At 57.2% G+C, this 17,759-nt stretch carries 14 protein-coding genes; 7 read left to right on the forward strand and 7 right to left on the reverse strand.

Annotated features, from left to right (window positions below; genetic code table 11):
- Positions 1–43: 43 nt before the first annotated feature.
- Entirely contained in the window at positions 44–1,441 is a 1,398-nt protein-coding gene (gene sthA, locus NHG65_RS25025) for a Si-specific NAD(P)(+) transhydrogenase (protein WP_012147448.1), read from the forward strand.
- Here sthA and oxyR read toward each other — a convergent pair.
- Positions 1,424–2,341, reverse strand: coding sequence for a DNA-binding transcriptional regulator OxyR (oxyR, locus tag NHG65_RS25030; protein WP_099063864.1), 918 nt, complete (start codon positions 2,339–2,341; stop codon positions 1,424–1,426). The two genes, sthA and oxyR, sit on opposite strands and share 18 nt — an antisense overlap.
- Before the next feature lie 151 nt (positions 2,342–2,492).
- On the opposite strand from oxyR, the gene NHG65_RS25035 reads away from it, so the two are divergent.
- On the forward strand, positions 2,493–3,224 hold the full coding sequence (locus NHG65_RS25035) for a glutathione peroxidase (RefSeq protein WP_085120000.1): 732 nt from the start codon (positions 2,493–2,495) through the stop codon (positions 3,222–3,224).
- Positions 3,225–3,301: 77 nt separating this feature from the next.
- Entirely contained in the window at positions 3,302–4,750 is a 1,449-nt protein-coding gene (locus NHG65_RS25040; RefSeq protein ID WP_499182790.1) for a dihydrolipoyl dehydrogenase, read from the forward strand.
- A 64-nt stretch (positions 4,751–4,814) separates the two neighbouring features.
- Here the strand turns inward: NHG65_RS25040 and argH are convergent, their stop codons facing one another.
- The 4 genes from argH to argC form a co-directional block, all read right to left on the reverse strand.
- A complete protein-coding gene (argH, locus tag NHG65_RS25045) occupies positions 4,815–6,188 on the reverse strand; it encodes an argininosuccinate lyase (protein WP_261286024.1) in 1,374 nt (457 codons plus the stop codon).
- Positions 6,189–6,266: 78 nt separating this feature from the next.
- On the reverse strand, positions 6,267–7,487 hold the full coding sequence (locus NHG65_RS25050) for an argininosuccinate synthase (RefSeq protein WP_085120003.1): 1,221 nt from the start codon (positions 7,485–7,487) through the stop codon (positions 6,267–6,269).
- A gap of 25 nt (positions 7,488–7,512) precedes the next feature.
- Complete coding sequence (gene argB / locus NHG65_RS25055; protein ID WP_099063866.1) at positions 7,513–8,286, reverse strand: acetylglutamate kinase; 774 nt, start codon at positions 8,284–8,286, stop codon at positions 7,513–7,515.
- Between the two features lie 29 nt (positions 8,287–8,315).
- The gene (gene argC / locus NHG65_RS25060) at positions 8,316–9,320 is read right to left on the reverse strand and encodes an N-acetyl-gamma-glutamyl-phosphate reductase (protein ID WP_099063867.1); all 1,005 of its coding nucleotides are present in this window, start codon (positions 9,318–9,320) and stop codon (positions 8,316–8,318) included.
- Between the two features lie 216 nt (positions 9,321–9,536).
- On the opposite strand from argC, the gene argE reads away from it, so the two are divergent.
- The 4 genes from argE (at position 9,537) to NHG65_RS25080 (ending at position 14,146) form a co-directional block, all read left to right on the forward strand.
- Positions 9,537–10,682 carry an acetylornithine deacetylase gene (gene argE / locus NHG65_RS25065; RefSeq protein WP_165366392.1) on the forward strand — a complete coding sequence of 382 codons (1,146 nt, stop codon included), beginning with the start codon at positions 9,537–9,539 and terminating at the stop codon, positions 10,680–10,682.
- 258 nt (positions 10,683–10,940) lie between these two features.
- Entirely contained in the window at positions 10,941–13,577 is a 2,637-nt protein-coding gene (gene ppc, locus NHG65_RS25070; protein ID WP_099063869.1) for a phosphoenolpyruvate carboxylase, read from the forward strand.
- A 123-nt stretch (positions 13,578–13,700) separates the two neighbouring features.
- Complete coding sequence (locus tag NHG65_RS25075; RefSeq protein ID WP_413479178.1) at positions 13,701–13,865, forward strand: ferredoxin reductase domain-containing protein; 165 nt, start codon at positions 13,701–13,703, stop codon at positions 13,863–13,865.
- A gap of 35 nt (positions 13,866–13,900) precedes the next feature.
- Positions 13,901–14,146, forward strand: coding sequence for a 2Fe-2S iron-sulfur cluster-binding protein (locus NHG65_RS25080; RefSeq protein ID WP_219017218.1), 246 nt, complete (start codon positions 13,901–13,903; stop codon positions 14,144–14,146).
- 53 nt (positions 14,147–14,199) lie between these two features.
- Here NHG65_RS25080 and metF read toward each other — a convergent pair whose 3' ends face one another.
- Positions 14,200–15,096 carry a methylenetetrahydrofolate reductase gene (gene metF, locus NHG65_RS25085; protein WP_099063870.1) on the reverse strand — a complete coding sequence of 299 codons (897 nt, stop codon included), beginning with the start codon at positions 15,094–15,096 and terminating at the stop codon, positions 14,200–14,202.
- 227 nt (positions 15,097–15,323) lie between these two features.
- Positions 15,324–17,759, reverse strand: coding sequence for a bifunctional aspartate kinase/homoserine dehydrogenase II (locus tag NHG65_RS25090; protein WP_219017219.1), 2,436 nt, complete (start codon positions 17,757–17,759; stop codon positions 15,324–15,326).

Genomic DNA, 17,759 nt, shown 5'->3' on the forward strand with positions numbered 1-17,759 from the left:
TTAAGATACCGTTGTAATTTTGTATAAGACAGGTCTCTCCCCTATGCAACAGCACTATCAATTTGATGCCATAGTTATTGGCTCGGGCCCTGGTGGTGAAGGTGCCGCTATGGGGTTGGTGAAACAGGGCGCCCGCGTGGCCGTTATCGAACGGTACAATAACGTAGGCGGCGGATGTACCCACTGGGGTACCATCCCGTCCAAAGCCCTCCGCCACGCCGTTAGCCGCATTATCGAATTCAACCAGAACCCGCTTTATAACAATTCACGCACGCTCAGCGCGACATTCCCTGATATTTTACGCCACGCCGATAACGTGATTAACCAGCAAACCCGGATGCGCCAGGGATTCTATGAGCGTAACCAATGCAAGCTGTTCGCCGGCGATGCGCGCTTTATTGACGCCAACACCGTCAGCGTCAGTTATATGGACGGCACCCAGGACACCATCCGCGCCGATCATATCGTCATCGCCTGCGGCTCACGCCCTTACAACCCGTCGAGCGTCGACTTTAACCATCCGCGCATTTATAACAGCGATTCCATTCTCGAATTAAACCACGAGCCGCGCCACGTAATCATTTACGGCGCCGGGGTCATCGGCTGTGAGTATGCGTCTATCTTCCGTGGTCTGAACGTGAAGGTCGATCTGATCAACACCCGCGACCGCCTGCTGGCGTTCCTCGATCAGGAAATGTCGGACTCGCTGTCTTATCACTTCTGGAACAACGGCGTGGTGATCCGTCACAACGAAGAGTTCGAGAAGATCGAAGGCACCGACGACGGCGTGATTGTTCACCTGAAGTCCGGCAAGAAAGTGAAAGCAGACTGCCTGCTGTATGCCAACGGCCGTACCGGTAACACCGACTCACTGGGGCTGGAGAACGTCGGTCTGGAGTCAGACAGCCGTGGCCTGCTGAAAGTGAACAGCATGTACCAGACTGCGCTGTCGCACATTTATGCCGTGGGTGACGTGATTGGTTATCCGAGCCTGGCATCTGCCGCTTACGATCAGGGCCGTATTGCCGCGCAGGCGATTGCCTCCGGTGAAGCCAGCGGACATCTGATTGAAGACATCCCGACCGGTATCTACACCATTCCGGAAATCAGCTCCGTCGGTAAAACCGAGCAGGAACTGACGGCGATGAAGGTGCCGTATGAAGTGGGCCGCGCTCAGTTCAAACATCTGGCCCGTGCGCAGATTGCCGGGATGAATGTCGGCAGCCTGAAGATCCTGTTCCATCGCGACACCCTGCAGATCCTCGGGATCCATTGCTTCGGTGAGCGTGCGGCGGAGATCATCCACATCGGTCAGGCGATCATGGAGCAGAAAGGTGAAGGTAATACTATCGAGTATTTCGTTAATACGACCTTCAACTATCCGACCATGGCCGAAGCCTACCGGGTGGCTGCGCTGAACGGCTTAAACCGCCTGTTTTAACTTGGTACCCAGGTAGTTTTGCATGTGCTCGCGGATCGCCTCGGCCAATTGCTCATAACGACTGCGCAATGGAGAGCCGGGGCGGTACACCAGCGCAATGGTGCGCTTGGGTTCGGGTTTATAACACTCAAGATAGCAAACGCCGTCACGCTCACGCTGTGGCGGTACCGCCAATGAAGGCAACAGCGTAATACCGCTGCCTGCCGCTACCATGTTACGCAGCGTTTCCAGACTGGTTGCCCGGAAATGGGTATCCTCGTCAGCCCCGGCCTGGAAGCAAAAGCCCATCGCCTGATCGCGCAAGCAGTGGCCATCTTCCAGCATCAACAGCTTTTCCCCTGCCAGATCCGGCATTGCCACGCGGTCGCGCTGCGACCATGGGTGATCGGAGTACACCGCCAGCTTCATGGGTTCATCAAACAGCGGGACTTCAATAAAGGCTTCCGTTTCCTTCACCAGGGCCAGGATCGCGCAGTCCAGTTTGCCGCTGTCGAGTTGCGCCAGCAGCTGTTGGGTTTGCGCTTCATGCAGGTACATTTCCAGCTTGGGAAAGGTTTTGTGCAGCGTAGGAATGATCTGCGGCAGCAAATAAGGTCCGACGGTCGGGATCAGGCCGATATGCAGCGGCCCGGACATGGCTTCACCCTGCTGGCTGGCCATCTCTTTCAGAACTTTGACTTCGCGCAGCACGGTACGCGCCTGTTCCACCAGCAGCAGACCTGCCTGGGTGAATAACACCTTGCGGCTGGTGCGTTCGAGCAACATCACACCCAGTTCGTCTTCCAGCTTGCGGATCTGCCCACTGAGCGTGGGTTGGCTAACATGGCATGAATCGGCGGCACGGCGGAAATGCCGGTGCTCGGCCAAGGCGACCAGGTACTCTAAATCACGAATATTCATTGTTTCCCTCCAGACCACGATAGCTCATGGCGATAGATAAGATAGCAACGAGCGATTAGATCTATCAAGCCCCGGCGGCAATAATGTGTCCCAACAAAGCGGCACAACGCTGATAGCAAAAATTTATTTTTCCTAATTAAGGGGTTAATTCATGTTTACCAGCCAAGAAGGCAAAAAAATTCCTCAGGTGACCTTCCATACTCGTCAGGGTGACCAATGGATCGATGTCACTACCCAGGATCTGTTTAAAGATAAAACCGTCATCGTATTTTCGCTGCCGGGTGCGTTCACCCCAACCTGCTCTTCCAGCCATTTACCGCGCTACAACGAGCTGTCCAGCGTATTCAAACAGCACGGCGTTGACAGCATCCTGTGCGTCTCGGTGAACGACACCTTCGTGATGAACGCCTGGAAAGCCGATCAACACGCTGAGAACATCACCTTCGTGCCGGACGGCAACGGTGAGTTCACCAAAGGCATGAACATGCTGGTCGAGAAAGCCGATCTGGGCTTTGGCCCACGGTCATGGCGTTATTCGATGCTGGTGCGTAACGGCGTAGTGGAAAAAATGTTCGTCGAACCGAACAAGCCAGGTGACCCGTTTGAAGTGTCGGATGCCGACACCATGCTGAAATACCTGGCGCCGGAATTCAAAGTGCAGGAGTCGGTTTCGCTGTTTACCAAGCCGGGTTGCCCGTTCTGCGCCAAAGCCAAACAAATGTTGCAGGAGCGCGGCATTCAGTATGAGGAAATCGTACTGGGTCAGGACGCGACGACCGTCAGCCTGCGCGCCGTCAGCGGCCGTGCCACGGTACCGCAAGTGTTCATCGGCGGCCGTCATATTGGCGGTAGCGATGACCTGGAAACTTTCCTGTCAGCCTGATTAATAAGTAATAACAAAGCCAACGTGAACTTTTGGCGGGCTCTGGCCCGCCCTTTTTTTAGCTTTCAGGAGCGGATATGAAACAGTTGAATGTTGACGTCGCGGTTATCGGCGGCGGCACCGCCGGTCTGGGTGCCTATCGCGCCGCCAAGCTTTCGACCCCCAGCGTGGTGATGATTGAGGGCGGAGCCTACGGCACCACCTGTGCACGCGTTGGCTGCATGCCATCCAAATTACTGATCGCCGCCGCCGAAGCGGTGCATCAAATCGAACGTGCGCCGGGCTTTGGCGTGTATCCCGCAGGTAAAACCACCATTAACGGTCGTGAAGTGATGGACCGCGTCAAACGCGAACGCGACCGCTTCGTCGGCTTTGTGCTGGAAGGCGTCGACCAGATCCCTGCCGGCGACAAAATTAGCGGCTACGCCCGCTTTCTCGACGACAACACCCTGCAGGTGGATGAGCATACGCGCATCGTGGCGCAGCGGATCGTTATCGCCACGGGTTCCCGTCCAAGCTGGCCGGCAGCGTGGAATGCGCTGGGTGACCGACTGATCGTCAATGACGACGTCTTCAACTGGGATGATTTACCACAGTCCGTGGCGGTGTTCGGGCCAGGTGTGATTGGTCTGGAACTGGGTCAGGCGCTGCATCGTCTCGGGGTCGAGACCAAAGTGTTTGGCGTTGGCGGCGCCGTCGGCCCCTTGACCGACAGCACGGTGCGCAATTACGCGGCCAAAGCCCTGGGCGAAGAGTTCTATCTTGATGCCGATGTGAAAGTCGAGATGATGCAGCGCGAAGGCGACAAAGTGTTTATCCGCTATCAGGATTTACACGGCAAGCCGCAGGAGATCATGGTGGATTACGTACTGGCCGCTACCGGTCGCCGCCCGAACGTCGATAATTTGGGCCTGGAGAATACCGGCCTGCGACTCGACGCCCGGGGCGTACCCCAGGCCGATCGCCTGACGATGCAAACCAGCTTGCCGCATATTTTTATCGCCGGCGATGCCAGCAACCAACTGCCGTTGTTGCACGAAGCCAGCGATCAGGCACGTATTGCCGGGACCAATGCCGGCAGCTTCCCGGAAGTCACGCCGGGCCTGCGCCGCAGCGCGATTTCGGTAGTATTTTCCGATCCGCAGATCGCCATGGTCGGCTCCACCTTCCGCGAATTGAGCGAGAAATTCAGCGCCTGCGGCTGTTTTGAAATCGGTGAGGTGTCGTTCGAGAATCAGGGGCGCTCGCGCGTAATGTTGCGCAATAAGGGCATCCTGCACGTCTACGGCGAACAGGGCACCGGGCGTTTTCTCGGCGCGGAGATGATGGGGCCGGACGTTGAGCATATCGCCCACCTGCTGGCCTGGGCACACCAACAACAAATGACCATCAACCAGATGCTGGACATGCCGTTCTACCATCCGGTCATCGAAGAAGGCCTGCGCACCGCGCTGCGCGATCTGCAAGCCAGGCTCAAACTGGGCGAGGCCGAGGCGGAACGCTGCCAGCGCTGCCCAGGCGAGTAATCCTTCCAAAAACAAAGGGCACAGTTCTGCATATGAACTGCGCCCTTTATACTGAGTAACCTGGTTAAGCCAAGCGCTGTTTCGCTGCGGCGATCGCGCTGGCGACCTGCTGAGGAGAAACGCCGCCTTTGGCTGAGCGCTTATCCAGGCAAGATTGCAGCGCCAGAATCGGGTACACATCGTCGCCAATGATCGCACTGAACTTCTGCAAATCAGTCAACGGCAGGGCTTCCAGCGCCTTACCCTGACGGATGGCTTCCACCACCGCTTCACCGACAATATGGTGCGCCTCACGGAACGGCACGCCTTTGGCGACCAGATAGTCCGCCAGTTCTGTCGAGTTGGCGTAACCCTGCTCCGCCGCTTCTTTACAGCGCGGACGTTTCACCTGAATACCATCCAGCACCAGGGCCGCCATCTGCAGGCAGTCCATCCAGGTATCGAGCGCGTCAAACAGCCCTTCCTTGTCTTCCTGCATGTCTTTGTTGTAAGCCAACGGCAGGCCTTTCAACGTCATCATCATGCCGGTCAATGCGCCCTGCACGCGGCCACACTTACCGCGGATCAGCTCCAGCGCATCCGGGTTTTTCTTTTGCGGCATCAGCGAGGAGCCGGAGGTCACGCGGTCAGACAGATCGACAAAGGCTGCTTCGCCGCTGTTGAAGAAGATCAGGTCTTCGGCAAAGCGCGACAGGTGCACCATGCTGATAGAGGCATTGGATAGCAACTCCAGCACATGGTCACGGTCGGAAACGCTGTCCAGACTGTTGCGGGTGGCGGAGGCAAAACCCAGCCAACCGGCCAGTTGTTCACGATCAATCGGATAGGCGGTACCGGCCAGCGCACCGCTGCCCAACGGGCTGACGTCCAGGCGTTTCAGCGTGTCCTGCAGGCGGCTTTCGTCACGAGCCAGCATTTCTACATAGGCCAAACACCAGTGGGCAAAGGTTACCGGCTGCGCGCGCTGCAGGTGAGTATAGCCCGGCATCACCGCGTCTTGGTTGGCTTCAGCAGTTTCCACCAGCGCCTGTTGCAGTTGCACAATCGCCTGATGCAGTTCGCCGATCTGCTGTTTGCACCACAATTTCAAATCGGTCGCGACCTGATCGTTACGGCTGCGGCCGGTATGCAGCTTTTTGCCCAAATCACCGACTTTGTCGATCAGCTTCTGCTCCACCCAGCTGTGAATATCTTCTGCATCGCTGCTGACAATCGCCTGCGGATCGGCCTGCACTTCTGCCAACAGCCCGTTCAACGCCTGCTCAAGCTGCTGCTGCTCGGTTGCCGTCAATACGTTGACGGTGACCAGCGCTTTCGACCAGGCCACGGAACCCACGATGTCCTGTTCCGCCAGGCGATAATCAAAGCGCAGAGAATCGTTTAATTGTTTGAACCGCTGATCTGCCGCCTGACTAAACCGTCCGCCCCAAAGTGCCATACCTTTACTCCTGAAATTTTATGCGAATAGGGGCGCAGCACGCTGCGCCCCTATCAAGTCACGCCGAATGGTTATAAGTTACTTGTTCTTTATCTCGTTCAGCGCGCGAATGCGTGAAGAGAGTGAGAACAGACGGATAAAACCGCCCGCGTGGCTGTGATCGTAAACTTCATCTTCGCCGAAGGTCGCGAACTCTTCGGAATACAGGCTGTTGGCAGATTTCTTCTGAATCGCCGTCACCTGGCCTTTATACAGCTGCAGCACCACTTCGCCGTTAACTTCTTCGGCCAGCGCTTCGGCAGAGGCCTGCAGTGAACGACGCAGTGGAGCAAACCAACGGCCATCGTACACCACGTAAGACATTTCCAGACCCAACTGCTCACGCCATTTGAAGCTGTCGCGATCCAGTACCAATTGTTCCACGCCACGCAGTGCCGCCACCATGATGGTACCGCCCGGGGTTTCGTAGCAACCACGGGATTTGATGCCCACCAGACGATTTTCTACGATGTCGATACGGCCCACGCCATGCTTGGCACCCAGCACGTTCAGGGTTTCCAGACATTTGTACGGGCTCAGTGCTTCACCGTTAACCGCCACTACGCAGCCTTTTGCTACGGTGATGGTCACTTGTTCAGGCTGATCCGGCGCTTCCTGTGGGTCAACAGTCCAAACCCAGCAGTCTTTGTTCGGTGCATTCCACGGGCTTTCCAGCACGCCGCCTTCGGTAGAGATATGCCAGGCATTCTCGTCACGGCTGTAGATTTTTTCTAGCGATGCGGTGGTCGGGATGTTGCGCTCTTTCAGGTAGTCCAGCAGCGCTTCACGGGAACGCAGGTCCCACTCACGCCAAGGGGCAACCACTTTCAGGTGTGGGGCCAGCGCGGTATAGGTGGTTTCGAAACGCACCTGGTCGTTACCTTTACCGGTTGCGCCGTGGCACACCGCATCAGCACCGACTTTCAGCGCCAGTTCAACCTGCGCTTTAGCGATAATCGGGCGCGCCATTGAGGTGCCCAGCAGGTAGCTGCCTTCATACAAGGCGCCGGTCTGCAGCACTGGGTAAACATAGTCACGGATGAATTCTTCACGCAGATCAACCACGTGACACTCAGAGGCACCGGATTGCAGGGCTTTTTGCTCCACACCTTCCAGATCGCTGCGCTCCTGGCCGATATCCGCGACGAACGCCACCACTTCGCAGCCGCCGTAGTTTTCTTTCAGCCAGGGAATGATGGCCGAAGTATCCAGACCGCCAGAGTACGCCAGAACGATTTTTTTGATGCCTTGGTTTTGCATGGTCTTTTCCTTTTTAATTCTAAATTTAAGCGAGGATCCGGGTGCCAATCGACACGCCGTTAAACAGAGCAGGAAGCTGATCGGCATGGCGCCAACTGGCGATATCTACCGGGCGACCGAGGGTACGGGCTGCATCGAGCGCCGCATTCACCTTCACCACCATACCATCAGTGATGATGCCCTGAGCAATCAGTTGTTCTGCTTTTTGCGCCGTCATTTCTGCGATGCGTTGTCCTTTCCCGTCGAGGATGCCACTGACATCCGACAGCAGGATCAAATCCGCACCCAGCGTGGCGGCCAGGGCCGTCGCCGCCTGATCGGCGTTCACATTCATTAACTGCCCATCGGCGGTAATGCCGATAGAGCTGATCACCGGCAGGTAACCGGCAGCCAGCAGGGTATTGAGCAGCAGCGGGGAGCCCGGTTGCGCATTGCCCACGTGGCCCAGCGCCGGATCCAGCGGGGTGACGGTGACGCTGCCACCGTCTGCCAGGCTCAGGCCGACCGCATTAATCTGATGCTTGATGGCCCACGCCAGCAAGGTTTTGTTGGCAGTGCCGGCCAGCGCGCCGGTGATAATGTCGATCTGATCGGCCGGCGTCACACGCAGGCCATTCTTCTTCACCACTGGCAGGGAAAGCTTTTTCATCAGCTCATCCACCACGCAACCGCCGCCGTGAACGATCACCAACGGGCGCTGATGCTGCTGACGGTAGCTGTCCAGTGCGGTAAACAGACGCTCCAGCGCCTCTTCACTGTCTAATAACACGCCACCTAATTTGATAATTAACGGGTTCATCGCTGTTTACATCCCACGCTGGTGATTTATTAAAGTAATGACTGGGTTTCCGGGAACCCAAAACGGATATTCAGGCATTGCACCGCCTGAGCGGCTGCGCCTTTCAACAGGTTGTCTTCCGCCGCCACCGCGATCAGGTGTTCGCCCTGTACGGCAAAGCCGATATCACAGAACGGCAGCCCGACGACTGACTTCAATGCCGGTACGCCCTGGTCATACAGCCGTACCAGCGGTTTGTCGTCATAGGCGGCGTGGTAAACGGCGGCCACATCCTGTGCGGTCACACCGGCTTTCAGGCGACAGGTAATGGTTTCGAGAATACCACGCGGGAAGTTACCCAAATGTGGCGTAAAGATGACCGGCACGCCCAGATGCGCGACGATTTCCGGATGGTGACGGTGGTTGAAAATACCGTACGGCTGCAGGCTCACCTCGCAAAAACTGGTGTTCACGCTGGCCTTACGGCCCGCACCGCTCACGCCGCTGGTCGCGTTGATCACCGGCCACTGATCCAGGTTCAGCAAGTCTTGATCGATCAGCGGTTTTAGCGCCAACTGCGCCGCCGTCGGATAACAACCCGGTACGGCGATCAGCTGTGCCTGTTTGATTTTGTCGCTCTGCCACTCCGCCAGGCCATACACCGCCTGCTCCAGCAGGTCAGCATGCTGATGTTCAAAACCGTAGTATTGGCTATAGAAGGCGGTATCTTTTACGCGGAACGCGCCAGAGAGATCGAACACCACGCAACCTGCGGCCAGAAACGCCGGCGCGATGTCGTGGCTGACCTCATGCGCCGTGGCCAGAAACACCACGTCGATGCCCACCGCGGCTTTGGCAACGTCAACCAGCGGTTGTAACGGCAGATCGACGATACCTTTTAACTGGGGGTGCAAATCGGAAAGCAATTTTCCTGCATCTGCACTTTGCGCTGAAACCGCTAAAGCGGTTATGTTCATGTGTGGGTGACGATTAAGGTACGCCGTGAGCTCTGCTCCGGCATAACCGCTGGCACCGACAATCAGCGTATTCAACATGGGGCCTTTCACCTTCTTGACTTGCGTTGGGTCGTATTCGACTCAGGTTTCCAGGCTCACCAGCGTTGTTTTGCCGTTCACCCACGAGGTCGAGCGTTGATGTTTTTATAATCATCCGGGAATCGGGTTCCCTTACGCTCCAGCTTACTGTATTTTTATTCACAATAACTGCATGAATATTGATACCAACCTAACCAAAGGCTGTCAACAGTGAAGATGAAATTACCTCCATTTATTGAGCTGTACCGGGCGTTGATCGCCACTCCGTCGATCAGCGCCACCGATGGCGCCCTCGATCAGAGTAATGAAGCGTTAATCAACTTGCTGGCCGGCTGGTTTGCCGATTTGGGCTTTAGTGTCGACGTACAACCGGTGCCGGACAGCCGCAATAAATTTAACCTGCTGGCCAGTATTGGCGAAGGCAGCGGTGGCCTGCTGTTGGCAGGGCATACCGATACCGTACCTTATGATGAAGGGCGCTGGACACGCGACCCCTTCACCCTGACCGAACACGACAATAAGCTGTACGGTCTGGGCACTGCCGACATGAAAGGCTTCTTTGCCTTTATTCTGGATGCCGTGCGCGACATCGACGCCAGCAAGCTGACCAAGCCGTTGTACATTCTGGCAACCGCAGATGAAGAAACGACGATGGCCGGTGCACGTTATTTCGCCGCCTCGACCAGTATCCGTCCGGACTTTGCCATTATCGGTGAGCCAACCTCGCTGCAGCCGGTACGCGCACACAAGGGTCACATGGCCAACGCCATCCGCATCGTCGGCCAATCAGGTCACTCGAGCGACCCGGCGCGCGGCGTGAACGCTATCGACCTGATGCATGAAACCATCGGCCGCCTGATGGAGCTGCGCAAAACGCTGCAAGAGCGCTTTAACAACCCGGCCTTTGCCGTGCCCTACCCGACCATGAACTTCGGTCATATCAGTGGTGGCGACGCAGCCAACCGCATTTGCGCCTGCTGCGAGTTGCATCTGGATATCCGTCCGTTGCCGGGCATGACGCTCGACAACATCAATGAACTGATGCACCAAACGCTGGAGCCAGTCAGCCAGCGCTGGCCGGGCCGCCTGAGCATTGAGGAACTGCATGCTTCGGTGCCGGGTTACGAGTGCCCGACCGATCACCAGATGGTGGCCGTGATTGAGAAACTGTTGGGCACCCGCACACAGGTGGTCAACTACTGCACCGAAGCCCCGTTCGTCCAGCAGGTTTGCCCAACGCTGGTGTTGGGCCCCGGCTCTATCGACCAGGCACATCAACCGGATGAATACATCGATACCGGCTTTATCGAACCGACACGCAAGCTGCTGAGTCAATTGGTCAGCCACTTCTGTCGCCAATAAACCGGATACAAGGTAGGGTTAATGATTTATCATCCCCCTACCTCTTAAGACGTAGCAAACCAATGAAATAAGCCAGACTGATAACCGGCGTGCCGTAATTAAATTTCAGAAAATGCGCCGATTTTGATGTTTTTTTGCTAAAAATAGTGTCAATTGACCATTGGACAGGAACGTGGCGAGATGAAACAGGCGCTGTTGGCCTGACACGTGAAATTTACTTACAAGATAAAAATCATACAGAATTGGGTCAGGGGTTATATGAACGAACAATATTCGGCAATGCGAAGTAATGTCAGTATGCTCGGCAAATTGCTCGGCGATACCATCAAAGAAGCGCTGGGCGAGCATATTCTCGATCGCGTTGAAACTATCCGTAAGCTTTCCAAATCTTCACGTGCAGGTAACGAAGCGCATCGTCAGGAGCTGCTTTCCACCTTGCAAAACCTGTCCAACGACGAGTTGTTGCCGGTCGCACGCGCCTTCAGCCAGTTTCTCAATCTGACCAATACCGCTGAGCAGTACCACAGCATTTCACCTAATGGTGAAGCCGCCAGCAACCCGGAAGCGCTGGCGCAGTTGTTCACCCGGCTAAAAGACAAAAAGCTCAGCACCAAAGAACTGCAAAATGCCGTGTCGCAGCTTTCCATCGAGCTGGTGCTGACCGCGCACCCGACGGAAATCACCCGCCGCACCCTGATCCACAAGCTGGTTGAGGTCAACACCTGCCTCAGCCAACTCGACCATAACGATCTGGCCGACTACGAGCGCAACAAGATCATGCGCCGCCTGCGTCAATTAGTGGCGCAGTCGTGGCACACCGACGAGATCCGTAAAAACCGTCCGTCACCGATCGACGAAGCCAAGTGGGGCTTTGCGGTGGTGGAAAACAGCCTGTGGGAAGGGGTCCCGGCCTTCCTGCGCGAATTCAACGAACAGTTGGAAAACTCCATCGATTACAGCCTGCCCGCAGAAGCGGTGCCGGTACGCTTCACCTCCTGGATGGGCGGTGACCGTGACGGCAACCCAAATGTGACGGCTGAAATCACCCGCCACGTGCTACTGCTGAGCCGCTGGAAGGCCTGCGATCTGTTCACCCGCGATATTCAGGTGCTGGTGTCCGAGCTGTCGATGACCGAATGTACCCCGGAACTGCGCGCACGGGCCGGTGGCGACGAGGTGCAAGAGCCGTACCGCGAGATCATGAAGCAACTGCGCAGCCAGTTGATGAGCTCTCAGGCTTATCTGGAAGGCCGCCTGAAAGGCGAGCGCGTCCTGAAGCCACACGACCTGCTGGTGAAAAACGATCAGCTGTGGGAACCGCTGTTCGCCTGTTATCAGTCGCTGCAGGCCTGTGGCATGAGCATCATCGCCAATGGTCAGCTGTTGGATACCCTGCGTCGCGTGCGCTGCTTTGGCGTGCCGCTGGTGCGTATCGACGTGCGTCAAGAAAGTACCCGTCACACCGAAGCCATCGCCGAACTGACCCGTTATCTGGGCCTGGGTGACTACGAAAGCTGGTCGGAAGCCGACAAACAGGCATTCCTGATCCGCGAACTGAATTCCAAACGCCCGCTGGTGCCACTGAAATGGGAACCGAGCGCCGATACTCAGGAAGTGCTGGAAACCTGCCGGGTGATCGCCGAAGCGCCGGAAGGCTCAATTGCCGCCTATGTGATATCCATGGCGCGCACACCTTCTGACGTCCTGGCGGTCCATCTGCTGCTGAAAGAAGCCGGTTGCCCGTTCGCGCTGCCGGTGGCCCCGCTGTTCGAAACCCTCGACGACCTGAATAACGCCGATGACGTGATGACCCAGTTGCTGAATATTGACTGGTATCGCGGCTTTATCCAGGGCAAACAGATGGTGATGATTGGCTATTCTGACTCGGCAAAAGACGCCGGGGTGATGGCGGCCTCCTGGGCGCAGTACCGCGCGCAAGACGCACTGATCAAAACCTGTGAAAAAGCCGGAGTAGCGCTGACCCTGTTCCATGGCCGCGGCGGCTCGATTGGCCGTGGCGGTGCTCCGGCACATGCGGCACTGCTGTCGCAACCGCCGGGCAGCCTGAAAGGGGGCCTGCGTGTCACCGAACAGGGCGAGATGATCCGCTTCAAATTTGGCCTGCCGGAAGTCACCATCAGCAGCCTGGCGCTGTACACCGGTGCGATCCTGGAAGCCAACCTGTTGCCGCCGCCAGAACCGAAAAAAGAGTGGCGCGCGCTGATGGATGACCTGTCAGACACCTCATGCAAAATGTACCGTGGCTACGTGCGTGAAAATCCGGACTTCGTGCCGTATTTCCGCGCCGCAACGCCGGAACTGGAGCTGGGCAAGTTGCCGCTGGGTTCACGCCCCGCCAAACGTAAGCCAAACGGCGGTGTAGAAAGCCTGCGTGCCATTCCGTGGATCTTCGCCTGGACACAGAACCGTCTGATGTTGCCAGCCTGGCTGGGCGCCGGTGCCGGTTTGCAGGAGGCGGTGAAAGCCGGCAAACAGGATCAACTGGAAGCCATGTGCCGCGACTGGCCATTCTTCTCCACCCGTATTGCGATGCTGGAAATGGTGTTCGCCAAAGCCGACCTGTGGCTGGCGGAATACTACGATCAGCGCCTGGTCGACAAATCACTGTGGCCACTGGGCCAGCAGTTGCGCGACCAGTTGGCAAGCGACATTAAGGTGGTACTGACCATTGCCAATGACGCGCACCTGATGGAAGACCTGCCATGGATCGCCGAATCCATCGCGCTGCGTAACGTGTATACCGATCCGCTGAACGTACTGCAGGCCGAACTGCTGCACCGCTCACGCCAGCAGGAACACCCGGATGCCCGCGTTGAGCAGGCGCTGATGGTGACCATTGCTGGCGTTGCCGCCGGGATGCGTAACACCGGCTAGGTTGAGCGTTGTAAAAAACGGCTCCTGTTCACAGGGGCCGTTTTTTTATCCGTCGCTGATGGGTTATAAGGCACTCAGCCGTAGCCGCCGGTTGCCGTCAACTTCGGGGTAATTCTCGAACGTATGCAGATAGGCGAACAGCTGACGGTGGGCGAACCACGTTCGTTGTTTCCTCTGGTTCCCGACGCATCGCGCTACCGCTTTATTGCCGGCGGTATTGGCATCACGCCGACTCGCAGCATGATCCTGTGGTGCCGGCGGCACGGATATTTATGGCAACGGCCATGAGGGAGCACATTTACTGTTGTGGGCCGGAGTCGTTAATGGAAGAAGTACAGCGTCTTGCCCTGGCACAGCAGATCCCTGCCGACAGGCTTAATTTCGAATGTCTTACCGCCGGTGAGGCTATCAGCGAGGAGGGGTTGTGCCGCAGTTATGAAGTCACACTATTGGCGGGTGAAGCAGACCATCGGGATGATGTTTTAAGTGATGAAGAACGTGCCGCCAACCGCTCGATTCTGATCTGCGTTGCTCGCGCTCGCTCATCAACACTGGTGCCAGATGTTTAACCCATCATCGGCAAATAACCCTGCCAGTCAGTTTGCACTGACCGGCATTTTCTTCAGGCCACGGCCGCCGGACGCACACCCAGCGTGTGGCAAATCGCGTAACTCATTTCGGCACGGTTCAGCGTATAGAAGTGGAAATCTTTCACCCCTTCACGGCTGAGGATCTTCACCATGTCCATCGCGATATTGGCGCCGACCATTTTGCGGGTTTCGGCATCGTCATCCAGCCCTTCAAACATGCTGGTCATCCAGCTCGGCACGCGCACGTTGGTCATGGTGGCGAAACGCTGCAACTGCTTGAAGTTGGACACCGGCAGAATGCCCGGTACGATCTCCACGTCGATACCCGTCGCCACGCAGCGGTCACGAAAACGCAGGTAACTTTCTACATCAAAGAAGAACTGGGTAATCGCGCGGTTGGCACCGGCATCGATTTTACGCTTCAGGTTGATCAAATCCGCCTGTGGGCTTTTGGCTTCCGGATGCACTTCGGGGTAGGCCGCCACCGAGATGTCGAAATCACCGACGTCTTTCAGCAGCGTCACCAGATCGGTGGCATACATCTCAGGCTTGCCACCGCCCGGCGGCAGGTCGCCACGCAGCGCCACGATATGACGGATACCACTGTTCCAGTAATCGGTGGCAATCTCACGTAGCTGAGCCGGGCTGGCATCGATACAGGTCAGGTGCGGTGCCGCTTCCAGGCCGGTACGCTCCTTAATCCCTTTGATGATGCTGTGGGTGCGATCGCGCTCGCCAGAGTTGGCGCCATAGGTCACAGAGACAAATTTTGGTTTCAGGCTGCTCAAACGATCAATGGACTGCCACAGGGTGTCTTCCATCTCGCTGGTGCGCGGCGGGAAGAACTCGAATGATACGTTAATCTGGCCGTTTAACTCTGCCAGACTCTGATTCAGCGCTTCCCGCTGGTTTGCGTGAAAAAAACTCATACCCTGTCCGCCTCTTATCGATCACTGTTTTGCTTTGTTTTGATAAGCGTCTATACGTTTAGACGTCTAGATAGAAAATGCCGTATGTTGGCTAAAGAGTCAACAGGAAACTGAGGGTAATAGGATGATTAATCCTCACCCGTTAAGAGAAAGAATTTCATGTTCAGGATAAAGAGAATTATGGCAGGAAAAACGAGGGGCGCGGCAGATCCGCGCCCACAAGAAAATTAAAGCAGCTGCGCCAAACGGTTAAGGTCTGACTGGATAGCCCCCGCGGTGACGTCACGACCGGCACCCGGTCCGCGGATCACCAGTGGGTTATCGCGGTACCAGCGGCTTTCGATGGCAAACACGTTATCGCACGGCAACAAAGATGCCAGCGGATGTTCAGGCCGAACCGCTTCCACACCAACACGCGCCTTGCCATTGGCATCGAAGCGCGCCACGTGGCGCAGCACCAGACCCATTTCACTGGCGGCCTCGAAACGCTGCAGCATCTGCTGGTTCAGCGCATCGCCGTTTTCGAAGAACTGATCGACAGAACCCTGCTCGGCACCCGCAGGCACCAGCGATTCAACTCGCACCTGATTCGGTTCAATATCGTAGCCCGCTTCGCGCGCCAGGATCACCAGCTTGCGCATCACGTCCTGGCCGGAGAGATCGACCCGCGGATCGGGTTCGGTCAGCCCCTGCTGCCAGGCCTGATCCACCAGTTCGGTAAACGGCACCGTGCCGTCGAACTGCAGGAACAACCAGGAAAGCGTGCCGGAGAAGATGCCGCTGATCGCCAGAATGCTGTCACCGCTGTCGCGCAGATCGCGCACCGTATGGTTGACCGGCAGACCGGCGCCGACGGTAGCGTTATACAACCAGTGGCGACCGGTTTTGGCGAAGGCATCGCGGATTTGACGATAATTATCGCTGCATGATGCCCCCGCCAGTTTGTTGGCGCTGATCACATGGAAGCCGTAGCTGGCGAAATCCAGATACTGCTCGGCCAGTTCCTCACTGGCGGTCACGTCAAGCACCACCAAATCGTCGAACGGATGAGCACGCATCCACAGGAACAGGGACTCTTCATCCAGCTCCTGCGCTTCGTCCTCAAAGAATGCCAGGGCGCGGCTGGCATCCAGCCCGTCATAATTCAGCAGGCTACGGCGGCTGTCCACCACCCCCGCCAGGCTGAACTCAAAGCCGCTGCGGGCAGAAATATTTTTCTGCTCGCGGGCAAACAGCTCCAGCCAGCGTGCGCCGATGTTGCCTTTGCCGAACAGCACCAGGCCAATACGTTTTTCCGCGCGGAACAGAGTCTGGTGCAGGCCCTGGATCAGCAACGCGGTCGGCCCCTGACGCAACACCGCCACCAGGCTGATGCCGTCTTCGGCCTGCCAGATAAACTCGACCGGCTGGTCTTTCAACTGTTGATAGAAGCGGTGACTGTGCAGCGGGTTCTTGCAAACGCCCGCGCCCACCAGCGCCACCAGCGCCAGTCCTTCACGCAGTCGCAGCTCACCTGGCAGCCCCGCTTCCTGCAGAGTACGCAGCACGCTGTTCACCACTTCCGAGGTGTAACACAGCTGGACCAGATTACGGTCCGGATGAATGCCGATCGCCAGCGGTTTGATCTGAGCGCGCTTAAGCACCAAATCCAGCTCTTTCTGAGCCAGTTTGAAATCATGCTGACTGGCAACGTTCAGCTCAATCAAACACACGTCGTCATGGCTGGTGACAATCTTCGCGCCGGTGCCGGAGGCCAGCACGCGCTCGATGCGCGTTGAGCCTTGTTCCGGCTGATAACTGCAACGCAGTTGCAGATCGATATCACTGCCGGACACCGGCTGCAGGGTACGTGTATGCAGCACCGGTGCCGCCAGGCGTGCCAGTTCACTGGCTTCATCTAACCGCAGCAGCGGCAGCAGGCAGGCATCTTTCACCTTGCGCGGATCGGCGCTGTAAACCCCGGCCACGTCGCTCCAAATGGTCACGCGTTCCGCACCGGCCAGCGCACCGACCTGGGTAGCGGAATAGTCACTGCCGTTACGCCCCAACAGCACGGTTTCACCGGCGTCGTTGCGTGAAATAAAGCCGGTCACCACCAGGCGTTTACCCGGGTGCTGAGCCAGCAACTGTTGCAGCAGCGGGTAAGAGCGGCCTTCATCAACCTGTGGCTGAGCGGCGCGTTCCGCACGCAGGAAATCGCGCGCATCCAGCCAGGCCGCCTGCATATCCAGTTTGTTCAGCACCGCCGCCATCAGCCGCGCCGACCAGATCTCACCGTGCCCCACCACTTCGGCATACACGGCATCGTCGAGCTTTTCATCCAGCAACACCGCCAGACGCTCCAGATCCTGAATAAATTCGGCGATCAGCGGCTCGGCGGTTTCCGGCGGTAACAGACCACCGATCAATTCGCTGTGATAGCGGCGCAGCGTCTGCTGAACCTGATGCGCAGAAAGACGATCGCTCTGGCTAAGCTTCAGCCAGCTAATCAGTTGGTTGGTGGTACTGCCGGCAGCCGACACCACCATCATGTCACCCGGCTGGCTGTATTCGGCCATGATCCCGGCCACCCGCAGATAACACTTCACGTCCGCCAAGCTGCTGCCGCCAAACTTGTGCAGTTGACGCCCGCTCACCGGCCCTGCTACCGCAATTGCATTCAT

The organism is Serratia myotis, assembly GCF_027474885.1.
GTDB lineage: Bacteria > Pseudomonadota > Gammaproteobacteria > Enterobacterales > Enterobacteriaceae > Serratia > Serratia proteamaculans.

What these genes read in the sequence shown, in the direction of transcription:
- sthA (WP_012147448.1), top strand. Translation starts at nt 44, where the DNA reads ATGCAACAGCACTATCAATTTGATGCCATAGTTATTGGCTCGGGCCCT.
- oxyR (WP_099063864.1), bottom strand. Translation starts at nt 2,341, where the DNA reads ATGAATATTCGTGATTTAGAGTACCTGGTCGCCTTGGCCGAGCACCGG.
- NHG65_RS25035 (WP_085120000.1), top strand. Translation starts at nt 2,493, where the DNA reads ATGTTTACCAGCCAAGAAGGCAAAAAAATTCCTCAGGTGACCTTCCAT.
- NHG65_RS25040 (WP_499182790.1), top strand. Translation starts at nt 3,302, where the DNA reads ATGAAACAGTTGAATGTTGACGTCGCGGTTATCGGCGGCGGCACCGCC.
- argH (WP_261286024.1), bottom strand. Translation starts at nt 6,188, where the DNA reads ATGGCACTTTGGGGCGGACGGTTTAGTCAGGCGGCAGATCAGCGGTTC.
- NHG65_RS25050 (WP_085120003.1), bottom strand. Translation starts at nt 7,487, where the DNA reads ATGCAAAACCAAGGCATCAAAAAAATCGTTCTGGCGTACTCTGGCGGT.
- argB (WP_099063866.1), bottom strand. Translation starts at nt 8,286, where the DNA reads ATGAACCCGTTAATTATCAAATTAGGTGGCGTGTTATTAGACAGTGAA.
- argC (WP_099063867.1), bottom strand. Translation starts at nt 9,320, where the DNA reads ATGTTGAATACGCTGATTGTCGGTGCCAGCGGTTATGCCGGAGCAGAG.
- argE (WP_165366392.1), top strand. Translation starts at nt 9,537, where the DNA reads ATGAAATTACCTCCATTTATTGAGCTGTACCGGGCGTTGATCGCCACT.
- ppc (WP_099063869.1), top strand. Translation starts at nt 10,941, where the DNA reads ATGAACGAACAATATTCGGCAATGCGAAGTAATGTCAGTATGCTCGGC.
- NHG65_RS25075 (WP_413479178.1), top strand. Translation starts at nt 13,701, where the DNA reads ATGCAGATAGGCGAACAGCTGACGGTGGGCGAACCACGTTCGTTGTTT.
- NHG65_RS25080 (WP_219017218.1), top strand. Translation starts at nt 13,901, where the DNA reads ATGGAAGAAGTACAGCGTCTTGCCCTGGCACAGCAGATCCCTGCCGAC.
- metF (WP_099063870.1), bottom strand. Translation starts at nt 15,096, where the DNA reads ATGAGTTTTTTTCACGCAAACCAGCGGGAAGCGCTGAATCAGAGTCTG.
- NHG65_RS25090 (WP_219017219.1), bottom strand. Translation starts at nt 17,759, where the DNA reads ATGAATGCAATTGCGGTAGCAGGGCCGGTGAGCGGGCGTCAACTGCAC.